This window comes from Streptomyces sp. NPDC005931 (assembly GCF_042871235.1).
GTDB lineage: Bacteria > Actinomycetota > Actinomycetes > Streptomycetales > Streptomycetaceae > Streptomyces.
The window spans coordinates 248,484-268,820 of record NZ_JBIAIG010000006.1; the positions used below are offsets into that span (position 1 = coordinate 248,484).

The 20,337-nt window shown below is 71.3% G+C and carries 17 protein-coding genes; 10 read left to right on the forward strand and 7 right to left on the reverse strand.

The genetic code is table 11. The features are described 5' to 3' along the window. The first annotated feature begins 184 nt into the window (after positions 1-184). Complete coding sequence (locus tag ACFYOV_RS17140) at positions 185-502, forward strand: hypothetical protein (RefSeq protein WP_389088401.1); 318 nt, start codon at positions 185-187, stop codon at positions 500-502. A 99-nt stretch (positions 503-601) separates the two neighbouring features. On the opposite strand, the gene ACFYOV_RS17145 is transcribed toward ACFYOV_RS17140, so the two are convergent. The 5 genes from ACFYOV_RS17145 to ACFYOV_RS17165 form a co-directional block, all read right to left on the reverse strand. Continuing rightward, the gene (locus ACFYOV_RS17145) at positions 602-1,024 is read right to left on the reverse strand and encodes a DUF6003 family protein (RefSeq protein ID WP_389088404.1); all 423 of its coding nucleotides are present in this window, start codon (positions 1,022-1,024) and stop codon (positions 602-604) included. 242 nt (positions 1,025-1,266) lie between these two features. Beyond that, positions 1,267-1,530 carry an SHOCT domain-containing protein gene (locus ACFYOV_RS17150; RefSeq protein ID WP_389088406.1) on the reverse strand — a complete coding sequence of 88 codons (264 nt, stop codon included), beginning with the start codon at positions 1,528-1,530 and terminating at the stop codon, positions 1,267-1,269. A gap of 228 nt (positions 1,531-1,758) precedes the next feature. After that, positions 1,759-2,925 (reverse strand): glycosyltransferase, encoded by a 1,167-nt coding sequence (locus ACFYOV_RS17155; protein WP_389088409.1) that lies wholly within the window; start codon positions 2,923-2,925, stop codon positions 1,759-1,761. Between the two features lie 53 nt (positions 2,926-2,978). Next, on the reverse strand, positions 2,979-4,304 hold the full coding sequence (locus ACFYOV_RS17160; RefSeq protein WP_389088411.1) for a nucleotide sugar dehydrogenase: 1,326 nt from the start codon (positions 4,302-4,304) through the stop codon (positions 2,979-2,981). A gap of 99 nt (positions 4,305-4,403) precedes the next feature. Further along, on the reverse strand, positions 4,404-5,855 hold the full coding sequence (locus ACFYOV_RS17165; protein WP_389088414.1) for a glycosyltransferase: 1,452 nt from the start codon (positions 5,853-5,855) through the stop codon (positions 4,404-4,406). Between the two features lie 38 nt (positions 5,856-5,893). On the opposite strand from ACFYOV_RS17165, the gene wecB reads away from it, so the two are divergent. From wecB to ACFYOV_RS17185, 4 genes are read left to right on the forward strand one after another with little or no spacing between them, the layout of a single operon-like run. Further along, a complete protein-coding gene (gene wecB / locus ACFYOV_RS17170) occupies positions 5,894-6,982 on the forward strand; it encodes a non-hydrolyzing UDP-N-acetylglucosamine 2-epimerase (RefSeq protein ID WP_389088416.1) in 1,089 nt (362 codons plus the stop codon). After that, positions 6,975-7,637 (forward strand): class I SAM-dependent methyltransferase, encoded by a 663-nt coding sequence (locus ACFYOV_RS17175; RefSeq protein ID WP_389088419.1) that lies wholly within the window; start codon positions 6,975-6,977, stop codon positions 7,635-7,637. Before wecB ends, ACFYOV_RS17175 begins: the two co-directional genes overlap by 8 nt. Beyond that, complete coding sequence (locus ACFYOV_RS17180; RefSeq protein WP_389088421.1) at positions 7,637-9,448, forward strand: hypothetical protein; 1,812 nt, start codon at positions 7,637-7,639, stop codon at positions 9,446-9,448. The genes ACFYOV_RS17175 and ACFYOV_RS17180 overlap by 1 nt, the downstream gene beginning before the upstream one ends. Then, complete coding sequence (locus tag ACFYOV_RS17185) at positions 9,445-11,706, forward strand: glycosyltransferase (protein WP_389088424.1); 2,262 nt, start codon at positions 9,445-9,447, stop codon at positions 11,704-11,706. The genes ACFYOV_RS17180 and ACFYOV_RS17185 overlap by 4 nt, the downstream gene beginning before the upstream one ends. Positions 11,707-11,895: 189 nt before the next feature. Here ACFYOV_RS17185 and ACFYOV_RS17190 read toward each other — a convergent pair whose 3' ends face one another. Next, complete coding sequence (locus ACFYOV_RS17190; RefSeq protein ID WP_389088426.1) at positions 11,896-12,888, reverse strand: GDP-L-fucose synthase family protein; 993 nt, start codon at positions 12,886-12,888, stop codon at positions 11,896-11,898. Continuing rightward, complete coding sequence (locus ACFYOV_RS17195) at positions 12,885-14,432, reverse strand: polysaccharide biosynthesis tyrosine autokinase (protein ID WP_389088429.1); 1,548 nt, start codon at positions 14,430-14,432, stop codon at positions 12,885-12,887. The genes ACFYOV_RS17190 and ACFYOV_RS17195 overlap by 4 nt, the downstream gene beginning before the upstream one ends. Before the next feature lie 188 nt (positions 14,433-14,620). Here ACFYOV_RS17195 and gmd point away from each other — a divergent pair, with 188 nt between their 5' ends. The 5 genes from gmd to ACFYOV_RS17220 all read left to right on the forward strand — a co-directional run bounded on the left by gmd (position 14,621) and on the right by ACFYOV_RS17220 (position 20,320). Then, positions 14,621-15,664 (forward strand): GDP-mannose 4,6-dehydratase, encoded by a 1,044-nt coding sequence (gmd, locus tag ACFYOV_RS17200; RefSeq protein WP_389088432.1) that lies wholly within the window; start codon positions 14,621-14,623, stop codon positions 15,662-15,664. Between the two features lie 99 nt (positions 15,665-15,763). Further along, complete coding sequence (locus tag ACFYOV_RS17205) at positions 15,764-16,417, forward strand: class I SAM-dependent methyltransferase (protein ID WP_389088434.1); 654 nt, start codon at positions 15,764-15,766, stop codon at positions 16,415-16,417. 165 nt (positions 16,418-16,582) lie between these two features. Then, complete coding sequence (locus tag ACFYOV_RS17210) at positions 16,583-17,338, forward strand: hypothetical protein (protein WP_389088437.1); 756 nt, start codon at positions 16,583-16,585, stop codon at positions 17,336-17,338. A gap of 52 nt (positions 17,339-17,390) precedes the next feature. Beyond that, positions 17,391-18,797, forward strand: coding sequence for an O-antigen ligase family protein (locus ACFYOV_RS17215; protein WP_389088439.1), 1,407 nt, complete (start codon positions 17,391-17,393; stop codon positions 18,795-18,797). Between the two features lie 176 nt (positions 18,798-18,973). After that, positions 18,974-20,320 carry a lipopolysaccharide biosynthesis protein gene (locus tag ACFYOV_RS17220; RefSeq protein WP_389088442.1) on the forward strand — a complete coding sequence of 449 codons (1,347 nt, stop codon included), beginning with the start codon at positions 18,974-18,976 and terminating at the stop codon, positions 20,318-20,320. Positions 20,321-20,337: the final 17 nt, after the last annotated feature.

Below are 20,337 nucleotides of genomic sequence, written 5' to 3' on the forward strand. Positions count from 1 at the left end.
CCCGTTGCGGCGAGTCGCCGTACGTGCCGTCTGCCCCCGTGCGGGCGACGAATGCCCCCGTCCCGGCGACGCGCGTGCACCGGACCCCGGTGCTTCCCGGGGCATCGGCGACCGGACCGTACGGAGAGGGGCCGTGATCCTCCCGCAGCCAGGGGTAACCGGAGAGGAACCGAGGGAGGTATCAATGACCAGGTACGTCATCTCCGTGCCGGGAACGTTCACCCGCGGAGCCGGTCAGGAGACACGGGCCGAGCTCGTGCGGGCGCTGCGCCCGGCGGATCCGCACCGCACCCGCATGGGCAACGAGGAGGATCTCGACGTCCTCACCGTCAACGACGACGGGACGTTCACCGTCCGCCTGACGATCGATGCCGGCAGCCGGCCGGAGGCCGAGCGTGAAGCGCATCGGCTCGCCCGGTCCGCCCTGCACGGCGTCGGGCTGGACGACGGCAGCGCCCCCCTGGGTCCGGCAGCGGTCACGGGCATCGACGCGAAGGGCTGACGCCGCAGCGGTGACGCGGTGGCCGGCCCCGGAGGCCGCCGACCGCGTCACGAGGGATGTGCTCGGGGGCGGTGGCGATGAGCGCTTCGTGCGCCTCCCTCAGTGGGCGACCGCCTTCACGGCGGTGAGATCCACACCGGTCAGTTCCGCGACACGGTGCGCCGGTACGCCCGCTGCCAGCGCCCGGGCGAGCAGTGCCTCGCGACCGTCCGCGCAGGAACGGTAGGCCAGCAGGTCCTCCTCCAGCCGCGCGACGCTCTCCGAGGCGAGCTGCCGGCGCAGGCGGTCGAGCTCCTCCTCGCCGAGGGGGACGGGCAAGCGCTCGGCGTCCTCGGGAATGGCTCCCGTCTCCTCCGGTGGCAGCAGGCGGAGGTCGGGCGACGTCGCGGTGACTTCCTGCGCGTCGAGCCACGCCCGTACCGCGGGAGTCTCCATGCAGGCAAGTTCCCCGACCGCGGCGGCGGGCACACCGAGCGCTGCGTGCGGACCGGTCAGCAGGACGAGGTAGGCGTCATCGGTCATCCTCGGCTCCTCACGTAAGACGCTGTTACGGCGTCCCCTGTACCCGCCATCGGCTGTGTCAGCCCGGAACACGCGGCTCTGACCACGGAACGCGTGCACGGTGGTGTTCCGCCAGGACGCCAGGACGCCAGGACGCCTGGCGTGGGCGCCGCACGCCTTCCCAGCCGACACGGCCGGGACGCCGGAGCCCCGGGCCTCCTTTGTCGGAGGACCGGGGCCCGACCGGGAGCGACCGGTGACGTTCAGGGTTTGGTGAGGGGTCCGGCACGCAGGACGTTCAGACGGCGCCGGTAGTCGTCCTCGTCGATGTCACCGCGGGCCAGCCGCTCCCGGAGAATGTCCTCGGCCGAGGGGGTGACAGGGGTGTGCGGGGGCTCGCCGGGCCGGCTGAGGGCCCGGAAGAGCAGCACGGCAAAGGTGATGATCAGCGCCCAGAAGAGGATCATGCCGGCGGACATCGCGAACCAGCCCCAGCCGCTGACGTCGTGGTCGTACCAGAACATCATCGTCGCTCACCTGCTTCGGGCTTGCACCCGGATGCCCGGAAGGCGTCCGGCGGCTCCATGCCTCACCTGCATCGTCCCGCTGACCGAGTCGGCGGTCTGGAGCCGAAGGGCCCAGGTCGCCGGGGCCCATCGGCCCTACCGGGCCGGGCGGGCGGACGGCGACCGGGTACGCCGGGGTCCGGCAGGCAGGGCCCGGGATGCCCACGGACCGGGCCGAGGACGGCCGGGTCAGCCGGCCAGTACCGGACCGGTCACGGGCGCGGAGTCGGCCGGAGCCTGGCCGCCGGCGTCCGCCTCCTTCACCCACCCCTCCAGCAGCGCCACGAACTCGGCGGCCCTGACCCGCCAGTTCATACCGGACAGGGCGGCCTCGCGGCCGCGCCCGGCCGCGCGCTCCCGCAGGCCCGGGTCGGCTTGCAGACGGCGTACGGCCTGCGCCGCGGCCGCCGGGTCCCCGTACGGGACGACCAGTCCGCAGCCGTGCCGTTCGACCAGCTCCGACGCGAGCGGAGTGGGCGTGGTGACGACCGGCACGCCGTGGGCCATGTACTCGACGACCTTGGTCGGGCGTGAGTGCCGGTAGTTGGGCTGGTCGTGGAGGAGGGAGAGACCGGCCAGGGCACCCGAGAGCCGGGCGAGCGCGAGATCGTTGGGCAGAAAGCCGTACCAGCGCAGCACCCCTTCCTGATGAGCCTGCGCGAGTGCGCCCCGTACGTCCGCGTTCGCCTCGCCGATCACCTCGACGCGTACGGCGGGGCCCAGGAGACGCGCCATCTCGACGACGTCCAGTACACCGCGCTCCCGCGACAGGTGACCCAGATAGACGACGCGGTCGTCGCCGGGGGGCTCGGGCGGACCGGGCGGCACGGTCGCGAAGTTGGGTACGACGGGGTGAACGCGGCGGAACCGGGCCTGGTACTCGTCCTCGGCCAGCAGCAGCCGCACATGTCGTTCCGCCAGCCGTTCCGCGGCACGCAGGCCCAGCCGCAGCGGCGGTCGCAGCCCTCCCGGCACCCAGCGCTTCATGACGAGCGCCGCCGCCGTGTCCTCGTGGACGTCCCACACGGTCACCGGGGCTCGCCCGGCACGCCGCCATCGACGCGTCACGCCGGGCAGGGTCAGCAGCAGTTCGGGGTCGTGCAGCAGCACCACGTCCACGTTCGGCCCGGCCTCGGCCAGCAGCCTGCCGGCCGCCCGCAGCGCGGCGCGACGGTCGCGCCCGGCGGCCCGGGGCAGCTCGACACCCTCCACGCCCCGCCGCGGTGTCACTCCGCGCGCCGCGAACGGCGCGGCGTACACGATCTGGTGGCCGCGCTCCACAAGGGCGGTGATCTGCCGGTGCAGGATCCGGGCATCCTCGGGGTGATGCACGACGGTGGCGACGAGTACACGCATCGAAGAACCTCATAACTCCCTGACGACTCAGGGGCTTCGGACGTCGCGGGCGCCTACAGAACCTCGACTCCCGGCTGGAAGATCCGCCCCCGGGTGTCGAACAGCAGACGGGCCTCGTCGGCGATCACGGGCAGGTCGTAGGCCGAGTGGTCCTGGAGCAGGATCGTCAGGTCGTGTTCGCGGACGGCCGTCAGGAGGTCGGCGACGCGGGGGACGGTCACCCCGTCGACGGTCCACTGCGTCACGTGCGGGTCGTGGAACGAGACCTCGGCCCGCCGCCCCCGCAAGAGCCGTGCCACCGGCAGCGCCGGGGTCTCCCGCTGGTCCGCGACGTCCGGCTTGTAGGTGACGCCGAGCAGGAGGACCCGGGAGCCCTGCAGCGGCCGGCCGACGGTGTTGAGGAGGTCCTGGGCACGGCGTACGACGTACTCGGGCATCCGCCGGTTGATGTCCTGGGCGAGCCCGACGAACCGGAAGTCGTAACCGAGCGAGGAACGCACCTTGTAGGAAAGGTAGTTCGGGTCGATGGGAATGCAGTGCCCACCCACACCGGCACTCGGCCGGAACGCCTGGAAACCGAACGGCTTGGTGTCCGCGCAGCGGATGGCGTCCCACACGTCGACCTGCAACTCGCGGCTGATGATGGCCAGCTCGTTGATGAGGGCGATGTTCACGTGCCGGTAGGTGTTCTCCAGCAGTTTGGCCATCTCCGCCTCACGGGTGCCCTTAGCCTGGACGACCGTGTCGACGAGCTTCCCGTAGAAGGAGACCGCGCGGGCGGCGCAGGACGGGGTGCATCCCCCGACCACCTTCGGCGTCTCGCGCAGGCCGTGCGTGGTGTTGCCGGGGTCGATCCGCTCCGGTGAGAAGGCCAGGGCGAAGTCCTCGCCCGCCCGCAGCCCGGATTCCTCCAGCAGCGGTCGCACGACCTCCTCGGTGGTGCCCGGGTAGGTGGTCGACTCCAGGACGACGAGCTGCCCGGGCCGCAGCCTCGTCGTGACGGCGCGGACGGCCGCGGTGACCGACCCCAGGTCGGGGCCGCCGTCCGCACTGAGCGGAGTCGGCACGCAGATCACCACCGTCTCCGCCCGGGCGAGACAGCCGTCGTCCGTGTACGCCGTGAATCCGGCGTCCCGCATCCGGCGGACGTCGTCGTCCGACACGTCGTCGACGTGGGATCGGCCGGCGTTGAGTGCGGCGACGACCTGCGGGTCACGGTCGAGGCCGACGACCCTCAGGCCGACGGAGGCCGCCTCCCTGGCGAGCGGCAGACCGACGTAACCGAGCCCGACCACCGCCAGTTCGGCGCCGTCGGGCGGCGCTTCCCCCGCCGGCGGTGCGCTCGGGCCCCATCGCGGTTCGGCCGGTGAGAGCTGCATGGGCGTATCACTCCGTCTCAAGGCACGCCCTGCCGTACGGCAGGACTGGCGGGTCGAAGGCGCAGGACGGTGCCGGCTGGTGCGGCTCCGAGGTGGGTGTCAGACGCACCCGAGACGGCGATACGCCTCACGTGTCATGGCGGCGACCCGTTCCCAGGTGCGTTCGCGCGCGACCAGTTCGCGGGCGACAGCCCCCCATTCGTTTCGTCGCTTTTGACAGTAATAAAGACTTTCTAGACAATCTGCCCAGACACGCGGTGATGCGGAGTGAATCAGTTGACCGCTCACCCCTGGCTCGATCAGTTCCCGCATGGCGGTGAGATCGCTGCTGACCACGGGAAGGCCGCTCGCCATCGCCTCGACCGGCTTGAGCGGGGTCACCATGTGGCAGACCCGTTCGTCGGTGCGCGGCACTGCGAACACGTCCAGCACGGCGTGGTAGTGGCGCACTTGTGCGTGCGGGACCCGGCCGATGAACAGAGCGGCGCCCTCGTCGAGACCGAGCCGCGCGGCCAGTCGCTGCAGGGCCTGGCGCTCCGGGCCGTCGCCCACGACGAGCAGCCGCACGGGGACTCCCCGGCGCCGCAGTTCGGCACCCGCGTGGAGCAGGGTGCCGATGCCCTCGTGCGGCGTGAGGCTGCTGACGGTCCCGACGACCAGCTCGTGCGGGGCGATGCCGAGCCGGGCGCGCAGTGGCCCTCCGTCCGGCAGCGGAGCCAGGAACGCCTCGTCCACCGCGTTGGGTGAGATCAGGACCCGCTCCTCGGGCACCCCGCGCGCCACGATCTCGGCCTTCATGGCCGCGCCCAGCGTCATCACCAGATCGGCCTCGCGCATGCAGTGCGTCTCCAGTGCCCGCCGCGCGCGGTAGGTCTCGTCGGTCCGTGACCGTCCCGGGGCCTGGGTCAGCCACGTCTCCTCCAGGAAGCCCCGAACCTCGTAGACCACGGGCAGCCCATAGGCCTCACGAAGGGCCAGTGCGACCCGCCCGTTGCCGTGGTCGGTCGCCGCGTGCAGGACGCTGGGCTGCAGCCGCTCCACCAGGCGGCCGGCCAACTCGGCGTTGCGGGCCAGCAGCGCGCCCTGCCCGTACGGCAGCCGCAGTGGCAGCAGCCGGTGCTGCGGCACGCCCCCGACGATCTGCAGGGGACGGGCGTCCAGCACCCCCTGCGTCACCGGGAAGCCGACGCGCGTCACGACGTGCGGATCCAGTCCGGCCGCGCGTTGGGCCCGGGTCAGTGCCTGTGTGCGCACCGTGTAGCCGGCGTGCTGGAACGGAAGCCCGTTGGTGACGAGATGAAGCACCCGGCCCGGCACGGGCCGGACGGTTCGCCCGGAGGGCGCGGGCAGCCGTGCCGCGGACGGCGTCGCGGTCGGCCCGGCCGTGCGGGCGTGGGGCGCGAGCCGCCCCTCGAGCCGCCTCAACCGGTGCCGCGCAGGGGTCGGCAACAGCCTCGCGCCGAGCAGGATCGCTCGAATGGGGTCGTGGCGCACCTCGGTCAAAGCAACCGATACCGCCAGGATGAGCGCATGTGGAATACGACGGGACATATCGCAACCGTAGGTCGGCCGAGCGGAGGCCAGCGGAAATGAACGGCCCTGTACTGCATGTCGTCGGTACCCGGCCGAACTTCGTCAAGGCCGCACCCGTCGTCGCCGCCCTGCGCACGTCCGGCTGCGAGCAGGTTCTGGTGCACACGGGGCAGCACTACGACGAACGCATGTCGGCCGTCTTCTTCCGCGAGCTCGGCCTCCCGGAACCCGACGTGGACCTCGGCGTCGGCTCCGGCAGCCACGCCCGGCAGACGGCCGACCTCGTGGTGGCGCTGGAACCCGAGCTGACCGCCCGGGCACCGGCCGTCGTCGTGGTGTACGGAGACGTCAACAGCACGCTGGCCGCCGCACTCGTCGCCGCCAAGCTGTCCATCCCGGTCGCCCACGTCGAAGCGGGGCTGCGCAGCTTCGACATGACGATGCCGGAAGAGGTCAACCGGCGTCTGGTCGACCAAGTGGCCGAGATCCACTTCGCGACCAGCCCGGAAGCCGTGGGACACCTCTCCCGGGAGGGCGTCGACCCCGCCCGCGTCCACTTCGTGGGCAACCCGATGATCGACACCCTGCTCGGCCACCTCGATCGCTTCGACCCGGCTGCCGCGCGCACCGCGCACGGACTGCCCGGCCGCTACGGTGTGGCCACGCTGCACCGACCCGCCAACGTCGACGATCCCCAGGCAGCCGGAACCGCCGTCCGCGCCCTGAGACAGGCCGCCGCCCAGATCGACCTCGCCGTGCCGCTGCATCCGCGCAGCGCGTCGGCGCTGCGCGCGGCGGGCCTCGAGGACACCCCGGGAATCCACCTCCTCGAACCGCTCGGCTACGTCGAGTTCATGGGCCTGGTCCGCGGAGCCGCCGTCGTGATCACCGACTCGGGCGGAGTCCAGGAGGAGACCACCGTGCTCGGCGTCCCCTGCCTCACCCTGCGCAGCACCACCGAGCGCCCGGTCACCGTCACCCATGGCACCAACCGGCTCGTGCGGCACGACGAGTTGGCCCCCACGCTGCACAAGGTGCTGGTCGGCGAGGTGACACCACCCGTCGAGGGCCCCCCGCTGTGGGACGGAAGATCCGGCGCCCGGATCGCCGGGGTGATCACCCGCTGGCTGGAGTGCCATGGCTGATCCCACCACCGGCGCACCCACCACGGCCGACGACCGCACCTTCACCTACTGGAACACACGCCACCGGGAACGCGACGAGCTCGCCTCCGGCGGGGACATCGGCCTCGACCGCCCCGGCAACGAGATCTTCTACGCACTGCGGCTAGGCTCCCTGCTCACCCTGATCGGCGACCTGTCGAATCCGTCGGCCCCGTTGTTCGTACTCGACGCGGGCTGCGGCAAGGGACACTTCGCCCGGGCGCTCGCACGCTGCGGCCACCGTGTCGACGCCTTCGACGCCAGTCCGGAGGCCATCGCGCACGCCCGCGCCGAGGGCGGAGGTCCGCGTTACGCGGAAGCCTCACTCGCCGACTGGCGCAATCCCTGGCTCTACGACGTCGTGCTCTGCGTGGACGTCCTCTTCCACGTCATGGACGACGCACAGTGGTCGGCCGGCCTGCGCAACCTGGCCTCCCTCGTGCGGGCGACCGGCCGGCTGATCGTCGCCGACGAGGACGGACCCGAGCGCACCCCGCTCGGCGACTACATCGTGCACCGGCCGACGGCCGCCTACCGGCGGGAACTCGAACCCCTCGGCCTCCACCACACCTTGTTCAAGCCCTACGGGTTCCGCGAGAACCCCGTGGGCTTCCACGTCTTCACGAGGATCCGCTGATGCGCCTCACCGAACTGCTCCACCCCCATCTGGAGGGCGTCACCACGGTCGTGGACGCCACGGCGGGCCGCGGCCTGCGCCTGGACCGCTATCTCCATCTGCCACCGGGCGTCGAGCTGAGCGACCACCAGGAACCCATCGGCCACGGCCAGTTGGTGCTGCTCTCCTACGGTCCGGACCAGCGGCTGCACGGTGACGAGGCCGCCTGCCTGTCCGTGCTGGAACGTATGCGCCCCGGCGGCAAGGGCCTGGTGCTCTTCGGCCATCCCGGCCCCGAACTGCCCTACCACCGGCTGCTCGACCACCTGGTCACCCATCGCTGCCAGGTGCTGCGTGCCTGCGCGCTCGGTTACACACACCTGCACGCGGGGGCGGTGTTCGCCTCCACCGAGGAGCTTCTGCCACTCGCGGACTGGTTCGGACGTCCCGTGCCGTCGGACGGCTTCGCCACGGCGCTGCGGATGGCCGACGAGTACGTACTGGCCGACCTCGTCTCCCGTTCCCTGCGGGCCCGGAACCTCGACCTGGAGCGCACCGTCGAGGAAACCACCCATGCCCTGGACGCCGCCCGTGACGACGGTACGGCCCAGCGTCTGGCCGGCGTCACGCGGGAGAAGGCGCAACTGGATTCCGACCTGCGCAGAGCCCGGGACCGGGTCTCGCTGCTGGAGGCGCGGGTGGCCATGCTGGAGGGTTCGACCTCACTCAGGGTCGGGCGGGCGCTGGTCGCGGCGGCCCGGTCACCCAGGCGCGGCGTGGTGCGACTGCCGGGGGAGCTGTACGGGCTGTGGCGTGGCCGCGGACGCGGGACGCCGGGCCGTGCCGTGCCACCGGCCAGGACATCCGACGCCGTAGTGTCCGACGGCCGGCTCCACCTCGCCCATCGAGCGTTCTCCTCGTCACCCCGCGACCGACTGGTCGTCGCGGGTGTGCTCCGTGACGGTACCGCCGAGGACTTCGCGGCGGAGGCCGTGGTCAACCGCCTGTTGCCGCACGACGGGCGACTGCTGCTGGAGCGCACCGACCCGGACGCACTGGTCGTGCAACTCAGCGCGTGCTGCGACGCGGCCGGCCCGTGGTCGCTCGCGGGCACCGGGCTGGCCCCCGACCTCGACCGCTGCCTGGCCGAACTCATCGACCGGACGAAGGCGGCGGGCCGTAAGGCGGTGCTGTGGCGGGACACGGCGACCACCGGCGCGCCGGGGCTGGCCCGCCTCGCCTGGGACGCCGTCCTCGACGGCGACACCGGCGTACGGCTGTCCCGGCTGGACCCCGTCGCCGAGGGCAGAACACGGTTGTGGGAGGTGTTCCGGCAGGACAGCACCCGGGTACGGCTGGCGCGGCTCGCCCGGCTGACCGGGGGCCCCGATCCTCTGACGGCGCGGCGCGTCACCGTCCGGGCCGCCCCCCGGGACGACTCGGACGTCGCCCGCCTCACCGACCAGGTGCTCGGCCAGGTGCACCGGCCGGCCGAGGTGGTCGTGCCCGACGAAGCGGTGGCCGCGCTCGAAGAACTCACCGCGGCGGGCGTCGCCGTCCACGCCGGCGGGCCCACCGCCCCGTGGGTCGCCGACTGGACCGACCTGTCCGAGGACCGTCCGGACACCCTCCTGCTCGACCTGATGTGTGCCCAGGAGTACTCCGGAGCGGACGCGGTGGGTCACACACCCACCGACGACGACTACACCTACGTGCCGAGACTGCGACCGGCACTCGTCCGCCGTTCGCTGTTCCTGGCAGGCACCCCTGCGGACACCTGGTCGCACCAGGGGTACCGGCTGTTCGCCGTACGCGGGAAGGAGAACACATGACCCGCACGCTCTCGGCGCTCGTCTACGGCGACGTCGACCTCAACATCATCGACGGCTCCGCCGTGTGGGTCCAGTCGACAGTGCAGGCACTGTCGCTGGCGGGCTGCCGCACCCGGCTCCTGCTCAAGTCGCCCGTCGGGACCGAGCGACTGATCGAACCGCTGACCGGGCTGCCCGGCGTCACCGTGGTGCGCCCCTACGAGGAGCGGCTGCTGCCCCGACAGGGACCCCGGCCCTCCGTCTCGCCCGTGCAGGCCTCGCAACTGCTCACCCGGCTGGACCGTGAGGAGCCCAGCGACCTGCTGGTCCTGCGCGGCCGGAGGGTGGTCACCCGACTGGTCGGCGACCGTGCCTTCGACGGGCGGATCTGGGCCTATCTGACCGATGTCCCGCAATCCGCGGGCGAGATGACGGAGGCCGCCCGCGCGGAACTCTCCCGCCTCGCCGACGGCTGCCATCGCATCCTCTGCCAGACGGAGGAACTGCGCTGCTTCCTGGAGGCATGGCTGCCGGAGGTCTGCGGCAAGAGCCTGCTCTGCCCGCCCGCGGTGCCCGTGCCCGCATTCCCCCTGCCCCAGCGCGACAGACCGCACGATCCGCTGAGGTTGGTCTACACCGGCAAGTTCGCGCCCCGTTGGAACACCCTGCCCATGACCCGCCTGCCGTCCGTGCTCGGCGAGCGGGGCGTCCGTGCCGAACTGCACACGGTGGGCGACAAGATCCACGACGATCGCGGTCACCCGGAGTTCCGGACCGAGATGGCCCAGGCCCTGCGCACCGCACCCGGCGTCCACCATCACGGCGGCAAGCCGCGGGAGGAGGCGATGCGGATCGCCGCCGACTGCGATCTCGGCCTCGGCTGGCGAGACCCCTTGCTCGACGCCAGCCTCGAACTCTCCACGAAATTGCTGGAGTTCGGTGTACTTGGACTGCCCGTCGTGCTCAACCGCACGCCCGCGCACGAGGCGCTGCTCGGCAGCGACTACCCGCTGTTCGTACCCGGGGACGCCACGCTCCACGACGCCGCGGGCGCCGTCGCGCTCGCCGTGCGGGAGCCCCGAGCCCGGCAACTGGCGGCCGAACGCTCAGTGGCGGCCGCCGGGCGGTACACCCTGCAGGCCGCGGCCGACCGGTGGCGTGCCCATCTCGACCGCGCCTTCCCCACCTCGCCTCTCCTGGCGCCGCCATCCCAGTCTGCTCCGCCCGGCGGAGACGACCGCCACGACCGGGAGACACGTGTTTCCACCGCCGGACGCCCCCAGGAGCGGCGGCCTCTGCGGCTCGGCGTCGCCGGCCATGACCTGAAGTTCCTCACCCGGTTGCTCGACCACCTGCGCGCACTGCCCGGACTCGAGGTACGCGTCGACGCCTGGCCCGCGCTCGCCAGTCACGACCCGGCAGCGAGCCGGGAACTCGCCGACTGGGCCGACGTGGTCTTCGTCGAGTGGTGCGGTCCGGCCGCCGTCTGGTACAGCCGTCACAAACGGCGCGGCAGTCGTCTCGTCGTACGTCTGCACCGCTTCGAGCTGACGGGTCCGTGGCCCCGCCAGGTCGACATCGGTGCGGTCGACCGGGTGGTGTGCGTCAGTCCGTGCTACGCACGTCGCACCCGGGAGCACACCGGCTGGCCGGAGTCCAACATCACGGTCATCCCGAACTGGGTCGACACCGCCCAGCTGGACCGCCCCAAGGCGCCGGGCGCGCGGTTCCGTCTGGGCATGATCGGCATCGTTCCCAGCCTCAAACGCCTCGACCTCGGGCTCGACGTCCTGGAGAAGCTGCGTGCCGAGGACCGGCGCTGGCACCTTTCGGTCAAGTCCAAGCCACCGTGGGAGTACTGGTGGATCTGGAACAAGCCGGAGGAACGTGCGCACTACGACGCCGTGCTGCGCCGCATGCAGACCGCGCCGCTGCTCGAGGGAGCCGTCGTCTTCGACCCCTTCGGGCCCGACGTGGCGAGCTGGCTGCGACGCATCGGACATGTCCTGTCCACCAGCGACCTCGAGAGCTTCCACCTCGCCACCGCGGAAGGCATGGCCTCCCGTGCCGTACCGGCCCTGCTGCCCTGGGCGGGTGCGGACGAGATCTACGACCGGCGGTGGATCCACGAGAGCCCTGAGGCGATCGCGGACGCCATCGCCGCGCTGGGGCCGGAGCAATGGCGCACGGCCGGGGAGGCGGCCCGTGCTCAGGTGCACGAGTCCTTCTCGCTGGAGCGGGTGGCCCGGGACTGGGCGGAGCTCCTGTTCTCCGGATGACCACCCGCGCTCACGCGCGCCTGTGATGCGCGTGTCCCCCGTCGGGTGGCCGGTCGGCCACCCGACGGGGGAGAGGGCCGCCCCTCAGGCATGGGAGCGCCATGGGACCACGGGCCCCTTCGCGCGCGACCGTCGCGCCACGCGCCCGCGGCTGCCGGGGCCTCTGCCGAGGGGGCCCCGGCAGCCGCGTCAGTGCCGCAGAGCGCGGGAACCGAGGTGCTCCACGTACCAGGCGTACGTCTGGGCGAGGCCCTCCCGCAGCCCGATGCGCGGGGCCCAGCCCAGAGCCGTGAGCCGCGAGACGTCGAGCATCTTGCGCGGGGTTCCGTCCGGTTGGTCCGCGTCCCACTCGACGTCACCCTGGTAACCAACGACCTCGGCCACCAGCTCCGCGGTCTCCCGGATGGTGAGGTCCGAACCGGTGCCGACGTTCACCGGCCCGTCCGCGTCGTAGTGCTCCAGCAGGTGCAGACACGCCCGGGCCAGATCGTCCACGTGCAGGAACTCCCGGCGGGGCGTTCCCGTCCCCCAGTTCACCACGCGCCGGGCTCCTGACATCCGTGCCTCGTGGAAGCGCCGGATCAGGGACGGCAGGACGTGGGAGTGCTCGGGATGGAAGTTGTCGCCGGGGCCGTACAGGTTCGTCGGCATGGCGCAGATCCAGGGCAGGCCGTACTGCCTGCGTACGGCCCGCACCTGCGTGATCCCGGCGATCTTGGCGATGGCGTAGGCGTCGTTGGTCGGCTCCAGCGGACCCGTCAGCAGTGCTTCCTCGCGCACGGGTTGGTCCGCGTACTTGGGGTAGATGCAGCTGGACCCCAGGAACAGCAGGCGCTGCACCGACTGTTCGCGTGCCGCGTCCAGCACGTTGACCTGAATGCGCAGGTTGTCCGAGAGGAACTCCGTGGGGAGGGTCGCGTTGGCCCGGATGCCGCCCACCCGGGCCGCGGCCAGTACCACCACGTCCGGCCGGTTGGAGGCGAACCAGCGGGAGACGGCCGAGCGGTCCCGCAGATCCAGCTCGTCCGAGCCGGGGCCCAGCACGTCGGTGAAGCCCTCGTGCACGAGGTGCCGCCGCACCGCCGATCCCACGAGTCCGCGGCCTCCGGCCACGTGGACCCGCGCGGAGCGGTCGAGGGGGCGGTGAACCGCCCCGTAGACCGCTTCTGCCATGGCGCTCATCGCTGGGAGCTCCTCTCCACCCTCATGTCCACCGTCGTGGAACGGCGTTCGCCGTCGCATCCCTGCAGCGCGTTCGCCGAAGGACCGTCGGGTGCGCCGACGGGAGTGGGCAGCGCCCCGGAACCGACGGCGGACGGTGCCCGCCGGCCGCCGCGAAGCCGGGGAAAGCGGCTCGTCATCGGTCGCTGGGGCCGGTACTCGTACGCGTAGCCGTACGTGCCGCCGTCCTCCTTGGACGACGTCATGTTGAGCAGCGTTCCGAGCACGGACGCGTCGACGTGCTGCAGGGTGCGCAGCGCCGCGTCGATCTGGTCGCGGCTGGTGCGTGAGGCCCGTACCACCAGCAGGTAGCCGTCCACGGCATCGGCGATCACCGATGCGTCCGCCACCGGCAGCACCGGGGCGGTGTCCACCACGACATGGTCGAACTTCTCGGCCAGCGACGCCAGTACGGCCCTCAGGTGAGCGCTGCCCAGCAGCTCGGTGGGATTGGGCGGCACCGCGCCACTGGTCAGCACCGAGAAGGAACCCGCGGATTGCAGCACCTGCTGCACCTCGGCCTGACCGATCAGCACGGTGGTGAGCCCGGCGTCCCGGACCAGGCCCAGGACGGACGCGGTGGAGGGGCGGCGCAGGTCGGTGTCGACGAGGCACACCGAGGCACCGGTCTCGGCCAGCGCCGCGGCCAGGTTGACCGCCACGCACGTCTTTCCCTCGCGGGGCAGCGGGCTGGTCACGGCGATCACCTTCGGCGGCCGGTCCACGTCCACGAAGCGCAGACTGGTGCGCAGGCGCCGGAAACCCTCCGCGCGCAGGCCGTGCCTGTCGTCACGCACGGCCACGGGATGGCGGGCGGCGCGGGGGTCCTGCGTGATGCTCCCGAGCACCGGTGGTCCGTCGAAGCCTGCCACGAGGTCCGTCAGTGCCTGGAGGCTGCGCACCGAGCGGTCCATCGACTCCCTCGCCACCGCGAGAGCGGCCCCGAGGAGCAGACCGGCCAGCAACCCGATCGCGACGTTCACGACGGGGCGTGGGGAGAAGGGATGGGTGGGCGCGGACGCCGGCTGCGTGACGCTCAGGCGCACGGGGGACGACCTGCCGTCGGCCGGACGTTCCAGGTCGCGGACCACTTCGGCGAAGCGTTCGGCCACGGCATTGCTGATCAGTGCGGCGCGCTTCGGCCGGGTGTCGGTGACCGTGAGCCGGATCAGCACCGTGTCGGGCTGCGTGGTCGCGCTGATCCGCCGGCTCAGCTGAGACGGTGTCATCCCCAGCCGCAGTGTCTTCACGACGTGCCGGGTCACCAGAGGGCTGGAGGCCACCTCCGCGTAGGACTGGACTCGAGCCTGGGTGAAGGCGTTCCCCTGGGCGAGCTGGAGCGTGTCGGTCCCTTCCCGCACGGAGACGAAGAGTTCCGTGTCGGCCCGGTACCGGGGGGTCGCGGTATGGGCGGTGAGCGCACCGGCCGCTGTGCCCAGGAGCGCCAGCACGATGACGGCCCGCCAGCGGCGGGACAGGACTCGTAGGTAGTCGCGCAGGTCCAAGGTAGGTGTCCGTCCCCGATCGGATCCGGTGAGTGCGCCCTTCACCCTAGGGCATACAGGGAGAAAAGCGACACAAGCGGACAATCCCTTTCATGTGTTGCAAAGGGTCATAGGGTGGAGAGCCATGGCGGGGTTCTGCCCTGCGAGGCGTCGATGCTCGGCCCCAGACCCCGCGGCAAGGAGTGCGTGTGACTGTCAAGACAGCGCTGATCACCGGCATCACCGGCCAGGACGGTTCCTACCTCGCGGAGTTGCTGCTGCAGAAGGACTACGTCGTCCACGGAATCGTCCGCCGCGCCTCGACCTTCAACACGCAGCGCATCGACCACCTCTACCGGGACCCGCACGACCCCGAGGCCCGCCTCTTCCTGCACTACGGCGATCTGACGGACGGAACGAGGATCGCGGGCCTGCTGGAACGACTGCAGCCCGATGAGGTCTACCACCTGGCCGCCCAGTCGCACGTACGGGTGTCCTTCGACGAACCGGAGTTCACGGGTGACTGCACCGCGCTGGGAACGACGCGGCTTCTGGAGGCCATCAGGGCGACGGGCCTTCCGTGCCGCTTCTACCAGGCGTCCAGTTCGGAGATGTTCGGCGCCTCCCCGCCGCCCCAGCACGAGGGCACGTCCTTTCACCCACGCTCCCCCTATGGTGTCGCCAAGGTGTACGCCTACTGGGCGACCCGTAACTACCGTGAGGCGTATGGGATGTACGCGGTCAACGGCATCCTGTTCAACCACGAGTCCCCGAGGCGGGGACCGACCTTCGTCACCCGCAAGGTGGCCATGGCCGCAGCGCGGATCAAGGCGGGCCTGCAGGACGTCGTCTACCTGGGCAATCTCGACGCGCGGCGGGACTGGGGGTACGCGGCCGAGTACGTCGAGGCGATGTGGCTGATGCTGCAACAGGACGAGCCGGACGACTATGTGGTCGCCACCGGTGCCAGCCACAGCGTGCGCGACTTCGTGGAGCACTGCTTCGCCCACGTCGGCCTCGACTGGCGGGACCACGTCCGGTTCGACGAGCGATACCTGCGGCCCACCGAGGTCGACGACCTGGTCGGCGACGCCACGAAGGCCGAGCGGGTCCTGGGCTGGCGTGCCACGGTACGCGCGCCCGAACTGGCCCGCCTCATGGTCGACGCCGAGCTCGCTGCGCACCCTCCTGCGCCGGTCGTTCTGAACGGCCCGCCCGCGCTCGCCTCGGCGATGGAGATGGCGAGGCCCTGACACCCCGCGCCGTCTTCCCGGAAACACGGCGCGGACGGACACCCTCCCCTGCGAAGACCGACGGCGCGCCTCATCGACGTGCGGCCAGCGAGGAACAGCATGCTCAAGGAAAAGATCGCAGACCCGTCGAGGCCCGGATCCCTCGCCCACTCGGCTCGCTCCAGGCGCTGGCAGGAACTGCTGCGCTGGTTCCCCGACCTGGCCGACATGCGGGTCCTGGATCTCGGCGGGACCCCGGCGTCGTGGCGCTGCGCACCCGTCCGGCCGGCTCAGGTCGTGACCGTCAACCCCGACCGCCATACCGCCCTGCAGACAGAACCCGGTATCACGCCGATCGTGGCGGACGCGTGCACGCTGTCCCTGCCCGATCACATGGCGTCCGAGCGATTCGATCTCGTCTACTCGAACTCCGTTCTCGAGCACGTCGGTGGCCACTACCGACGCCGGCAGTTCGCCGACACCGTGCACCGTCACGGGACCCACCACTGGGTGCAGACGCCCTACCGGTACTTCCCCGTCGAACCGCACTGGCTGTTCCCCGGACTCCAGTGGCTCCCCATCACGGCACGCATCGCCGTCTCCCGGCACTGGCCCTTCGGACACGTGCCGCGCGCGGGACGGGCGCAGGCGACCCGTCACGTCCAGGAAGTCGAGCTGCTGTCGCTGACCGAGATGCGGTCCTACTTCCCTGCCTCCCGGATCTGGGTCGAACGCTTCGCAGGGCTTCCCAAGTCGCTGGTCGCGAGGAAGTGACGGCGCCGGTCGTCGTCCGCCCGGGGGATGTCACCCCCGATCGATCGGCACGGAGGAACTGCTCGCCATCGGTACGACCGAACGGGTGGGCTCCCTTCGCACCCCGCGGCGCCGACCGGTGTCCGCAGCCCATGACGCAGAACGAGCGAGAGAGTAGCCATCCCCATGGTAAGCAACCGGAGCGAGCAGACCGCCCGATCGGCCACCGACTCCCTTCGGGGACTCGTCCGCAAGCCGATCGGGCACATCCGCAGGTCTCACCCGTGGCTCTACCCGTCGAGGCCGGCCCTGAACGGACAGCGGTTCCGCCAGACCATGTGCCGCTCCCTGCTTCAGGAGCTCCAGCCGGACGCCGTCTTCGAATCCGGTACGTACCGCGGCGCCACCACCCAGTTCCTGTGGCATGTGTCCGGAAGCCCCGTGTACACCGCGGAGAAGGACCCCGCCTTCGCCCGTCTGGCGGCTCGGCGGTTCCGGGACGTGCCAGACGTCAGTGTGATCAGGTCGGACTCGAGGAAGGCCCTCCAGCGGCTTCGTACGACCTCCTCCTTCCCGAAGTCCCGCGTCTTCTTCTATCTCGACGCCCACTGGGAGCAGGACCTGCCGCTCCGTGAAGAGGTGGCCATCGTCACCGGTGGGTGGACGGACTCGCTTATCCTGATCGACGACTTCAAGGTTCCCGACGACCCCGGTTACGGGTTCGACACCTACGCGGGGACAGAGCTGTCGATCGCATACCTGGGCGATGCGGTCCGGGACTACGCAATCTTCTGGCCCAACTGCCCGTCGCGCGAGGAAACCGGCGCCCGGCGCGGCTGTGTCCTGCTGGCGGCACCGGCCCTGGCCGAAAGGACGGCGGCGCTGGGCACGGTGCGGAGCGTGCTTGATGCCGTGCCCGTCGGCTCAGCGGGCAGCCGGTGAACGCACTGTGTCCAGATGGGCGTGGCTCGACAGCGCCCGGTGGAGAACGAGCGTGACTGCCAGGACGGCCCTTGCCGGCACCGCGGAAGCGGGTGCCTCAGCAGCTCACGCCGTTCCGGCGAGCCGACCCGTCCCGTCGGCCTCCAAGCGCACACCCCAGGCGATCGCAGGCACTGCAGCCGTCGTTCTCCTCGTCGCCGGGGGACGCTGGGCCTCCCACATCGCGGTCGGGCCCGTCTACGTCACCGACGTGCTGCTGGCTGCCGCCGTCCTGCACATGGCGGTGTGCCGCCTGTTGACCGGACACCGTGCGGGCCCCACTCGGGGACCCGGTTCCCTGGTGGTGCTGGTGGTGCTGGTGGTACTGGCCACGCTGGTGCGCGTCACCGCATCCGAGGGGGACGCGCTGCTGATCGCCCGCGATGCGGCGCCGTTCGTCTACGTTGCCGCCGCTTACCTCGCGGCCCGGGGGTATCTCCTGGCCGACGAGCCCGGCAGGCAGCGAACGGCCCGGTTGCTCCACGGGGCCCTCGTCGTCCACCTGTGCTGGGTGGCCTTCGTGGTCCTCATGCCCGGCTTCTCGGTCACACTCAGTCAGTTGTGGAGCGGTCCCGTCCCTCAGGTGAGACCGGATCTCGACACCGCTCTGCTGGGCGTCCTGGCGGGAGCGTCGATTCTTCGCTTCCGCCGCGACGAGGGGACGTGGCTGAATGCGCTTGTGGCGGGAGTCTCGCTGGCTCTGGCTCTCACCATGCATTCCAGGGCGGGCCTGCTGGCGTGCTGCGTCTGCGTCGTGGTGGGTCTGGTCGGTGGTGCGGGCAGGAGCCCGCGGGCCTCGGCTCGCACGTTGGTTCTCGCCGTCTCCGCGGTTGTCCTGCTGATCGTGCTGCTCCCGAGCAGCCCCGCCGCTCAGCGCCTCATGGCAAGCGTCGACCAGGCGGGAGTCTCCCGGGAGGTCGCTGCCGGCGCGGCGGGGACCTCGAACGCCAGGAAGGTGGCGTGGTCACGGGTCATCGCGTTCACCCTCGACGACCCCGCGCGGCTGCTGGTCGGTGTCGGCTTCGGCCCCGACTTCCTGAAGGACGCCGCCGCCGACGAGGCCCTGGGATCGCAGACGTACAAGGGAGTGCGTTCCCCGCACAACTATCTTGTGACCGCATTCGCGCGGCTTGGCCTCCTGGGACTGGCCATGATCGTCGGGCTGCTGGTCTCGATCGTGGCTGCCGCCCACCGGGTCCTCACGGAGCGACATCACCCCGACGAACTCACCGCGACGTGTGTGCTCATGGCGCTGTCCTTGCTTGTGATCGCGATGCTGGGCGTCGTGCTGGAGTCGCCGTTCGGTGCCGTGCCCTTCTACTGGGCCGGGGGAGTCCTCCTGGCCAGCCGGCACCGGCAGCGGAGTTCCGCTGCTTTTCACCGAATTGATCGCCGGAGCAGGATTCCGTGTCGTCGGTAGCCGCATCACCGGCGGTCCGACGCGGGGCGGAGCCGCAGCACCGCACAGGGCTGCTCACGCAGGTTGCCCGGACTCCGCGTCCGTACCCCGGCGGTCGCATCCCTGCTCCTGGCGGAGCCCCCCCGAGACCGGTGGATCCGCCACCAGCGTCGGCCGGCCCACAGGGAGTGGAACCAATGAGCTCATCGACCGGGAACAGGACGGACAGCGAGGCTCCCGAGCTCTCCTCCTCCGGTTTCAGCTCGTACCTGCGGGCGGTCGCGAAGTCGTTCTCCGCCAAGGCCGTCGTGCTCGTCCTCGGAGGCGCCGCCACGTTGGTGTCGGCGCGCAGCATCGTCGACACTCTGGGGATCACGGGTTACGCGCTCGTCGCCCTGGTCAGCACCCTGCCCGCCCTGCTCGCCGTGTCCGAGCTCGGGGTCGGGGCCGCCGTGATCGACGCCTTTTCCGGCCGGGACCGTGAGCACATGCTCCGTACCCTCACCGCGGGCGGCAGGACGCTTCTGAGTGCAGGCGCCGTCATCGCCGTGTGCGGACTGCTCACGGCTGTCTCGGGTGCGGCCGACGCACTGCTCGCCAGCGCTTCCGGGCCCGGCGCCGCGCCGTGTGTCGCCGTCGTCTCGGTGCTGTTCGGCTGCAGCCTCCCCCTCAGCCTGGGTGGTTCAGTGCTCGGGGGACTGGGCCGCTATCACTTCGCCGTGCTTCTGCAAGGTGCCGGCACGCTCATCGCCCTGACGGTCGTCCTGCTCGGTGCCGCAACCGACGCGCCTCCGGTGGTGTTCGCCGCCTCGGTGCTGATCGGCCAGTGTGCGGCCGGGGTGGGCAGCCTGCTGCTGGCCGGCCGCATGCTGGGGATGCGCCTGCTCCGTGTGGTGCTCTTTCCGCTGCGTCGGTTCCCGCGAACCCGGATCATCCAACTGGCCGGTCCCATGGCAGTGATCAAGGTGACCTCCGCCGTCGCCTACGGGGCGGACCGTCTCGTGCTGAGCAGTGTCACGAACTCCGTGGCCGTCGCCGTCTATTCGGCGGGGGCCCAGCTGTACGCGCCTGCCTCGGCGCTGGTGGCAGCGGCGGCGATGCCCCTGTGGCGTACGTTCAGCAGGCACCGTCGTATCTCCCCGGAAGCACCCCGGCGCCACCTGCTGCGACTGACGGCTTGCTTCACGACCGGCGGCGTGGTGATCAGTGCTCTCCTGGTGACCGTCGGCCCGGCCGTGGCGAGTTGGATGCTCCACGGCCGTGCGGACGTCGGCCCGGGACTGATGGCCGCCTTCTCCGCACTGGTTCTCACCCACGCGGTGAACTACCCCGTGGCCATGTGGCTCTCTGATCCCGAGGGACTCCGCTTCCAGGCTCTGCGAGCCGTCGTGATGGCCGTGGTCAACCTGGCGGCGTCCATTCCGATGGCCCATCTCCTCGGTCCGACCGGGCCGGTACTCGCTTCCGCCGGTGCGCACTTTCTGTGTGTGACCGTCCCGTGCCACCGCAGGGTCTTCACCCGTCATGGAGCCATGACGGCGTAGACGCCGTCGCTCTGGGA

Excerpts from the sequence above, each read along its gene's own strand:
- ACFYOV_RS17185 (WP_389088424.1), top strand. The coding sequence starts at position 9,445 with ATGACCCGCACGCTCTCGGCGCTCGTCTACGGCGACGTCGACCTCAAC.
- ACFYOV_RS17220 (WP_389088442.1), top strand. The coding sequence starts at position 18,974 with ATGAGCTCATCGACCGGGAACAGGACGGACAGCGAGGCTCCCGAGCTC.
- ACFYOV_RS17175 (WP_389088419.1), top strand. The coding sequence starts at position 6,975 with ATGGCTGATCCCACCACCGGCGCACCCACCACGGCCGACGACCGCACC.
- ACFYOV_RS17150 (WP_389088406.1), bottom strand. The coding sequence starts at position 1,530 with ATGATGTTCTGGTACGACCACGACGTCAGCGGCTGGGGCTGGTTCGCG.
- ACFYOV_RS17180 (WP_389088421.1), top strand. The coding sequence starts at position 7,637 with ATGCGCCTCACCGAACTGCTCCACCCCCATCTGGAGGGCGTCACCACG.
- ACFYOV_RS17140 (WP_389088401.1), top strand. The coding sequence starts at position 185 with ATGACCAGGTACGTCATCTCCGTGCCGGGAACGTTCACCCGCGGAGCC.
- ACFYOV_RS17205 (WP_389088434.1), top strand. The coding sequence starts at position 15,764 with ATGCTCAAGGAAAAGATCGCAGACCCGTCGAGGCCCGGATCCCTCGCC.
- ACFYOV_RS17155 (WP_389088409.1), bottom strand. The coding sequence starts at position 2,925 with ATGCGTGTACTCGTCGCCACCGTCGTGCATCACCCCGAGGATGCCCGG.
- ACFYOV_RS17165 (WP_389088414.1), bottom strand. The coding sequence starts at position 5,855 with ATGTCCCGTCGTATTCCACATGCGCTCATCCTGGCGGTATCGGTTGCT.
- ACFYOV_RS17190 (WP_389088426.1), bottom strand. The coding sequence starts at position 12,888 with ATGAGCGCCATGGCAGAAGCGGTCTACGGGGCGGTTCACCGCCCCCTC.
- wecB (WP_389088416.1), top strand. The coding sequence starts at position 5,894 with ATGAACGGCCCTGTACTGCATGTCGTCGGTACCCGGCCGAACTTCGTC.
- ACFYOV_RS17160 (WP_389088411.1), bottom strand. The coding sequence starts at position 4,304 with ATGCAGCTCTCACCGGCCGAACCGCGATGGGGCCCGAGCGCACCGCCG.
- ACFYOV_RS17210 (WP_389088437.1), top strand. The coding sequence starts at position 16,583 with ATGGTAAGCAACCGGAGCGAGCAGACCGCCCGATCGGCCACCGACTCC.
- ACFYOV_RS17145 (WP_389088404.1), bottom strand. The coding sequence starts at position 1,024 with ATGACCGATGACGCCTACCTCGTCCTGCTGACCGGTCCGCACGCAGCG.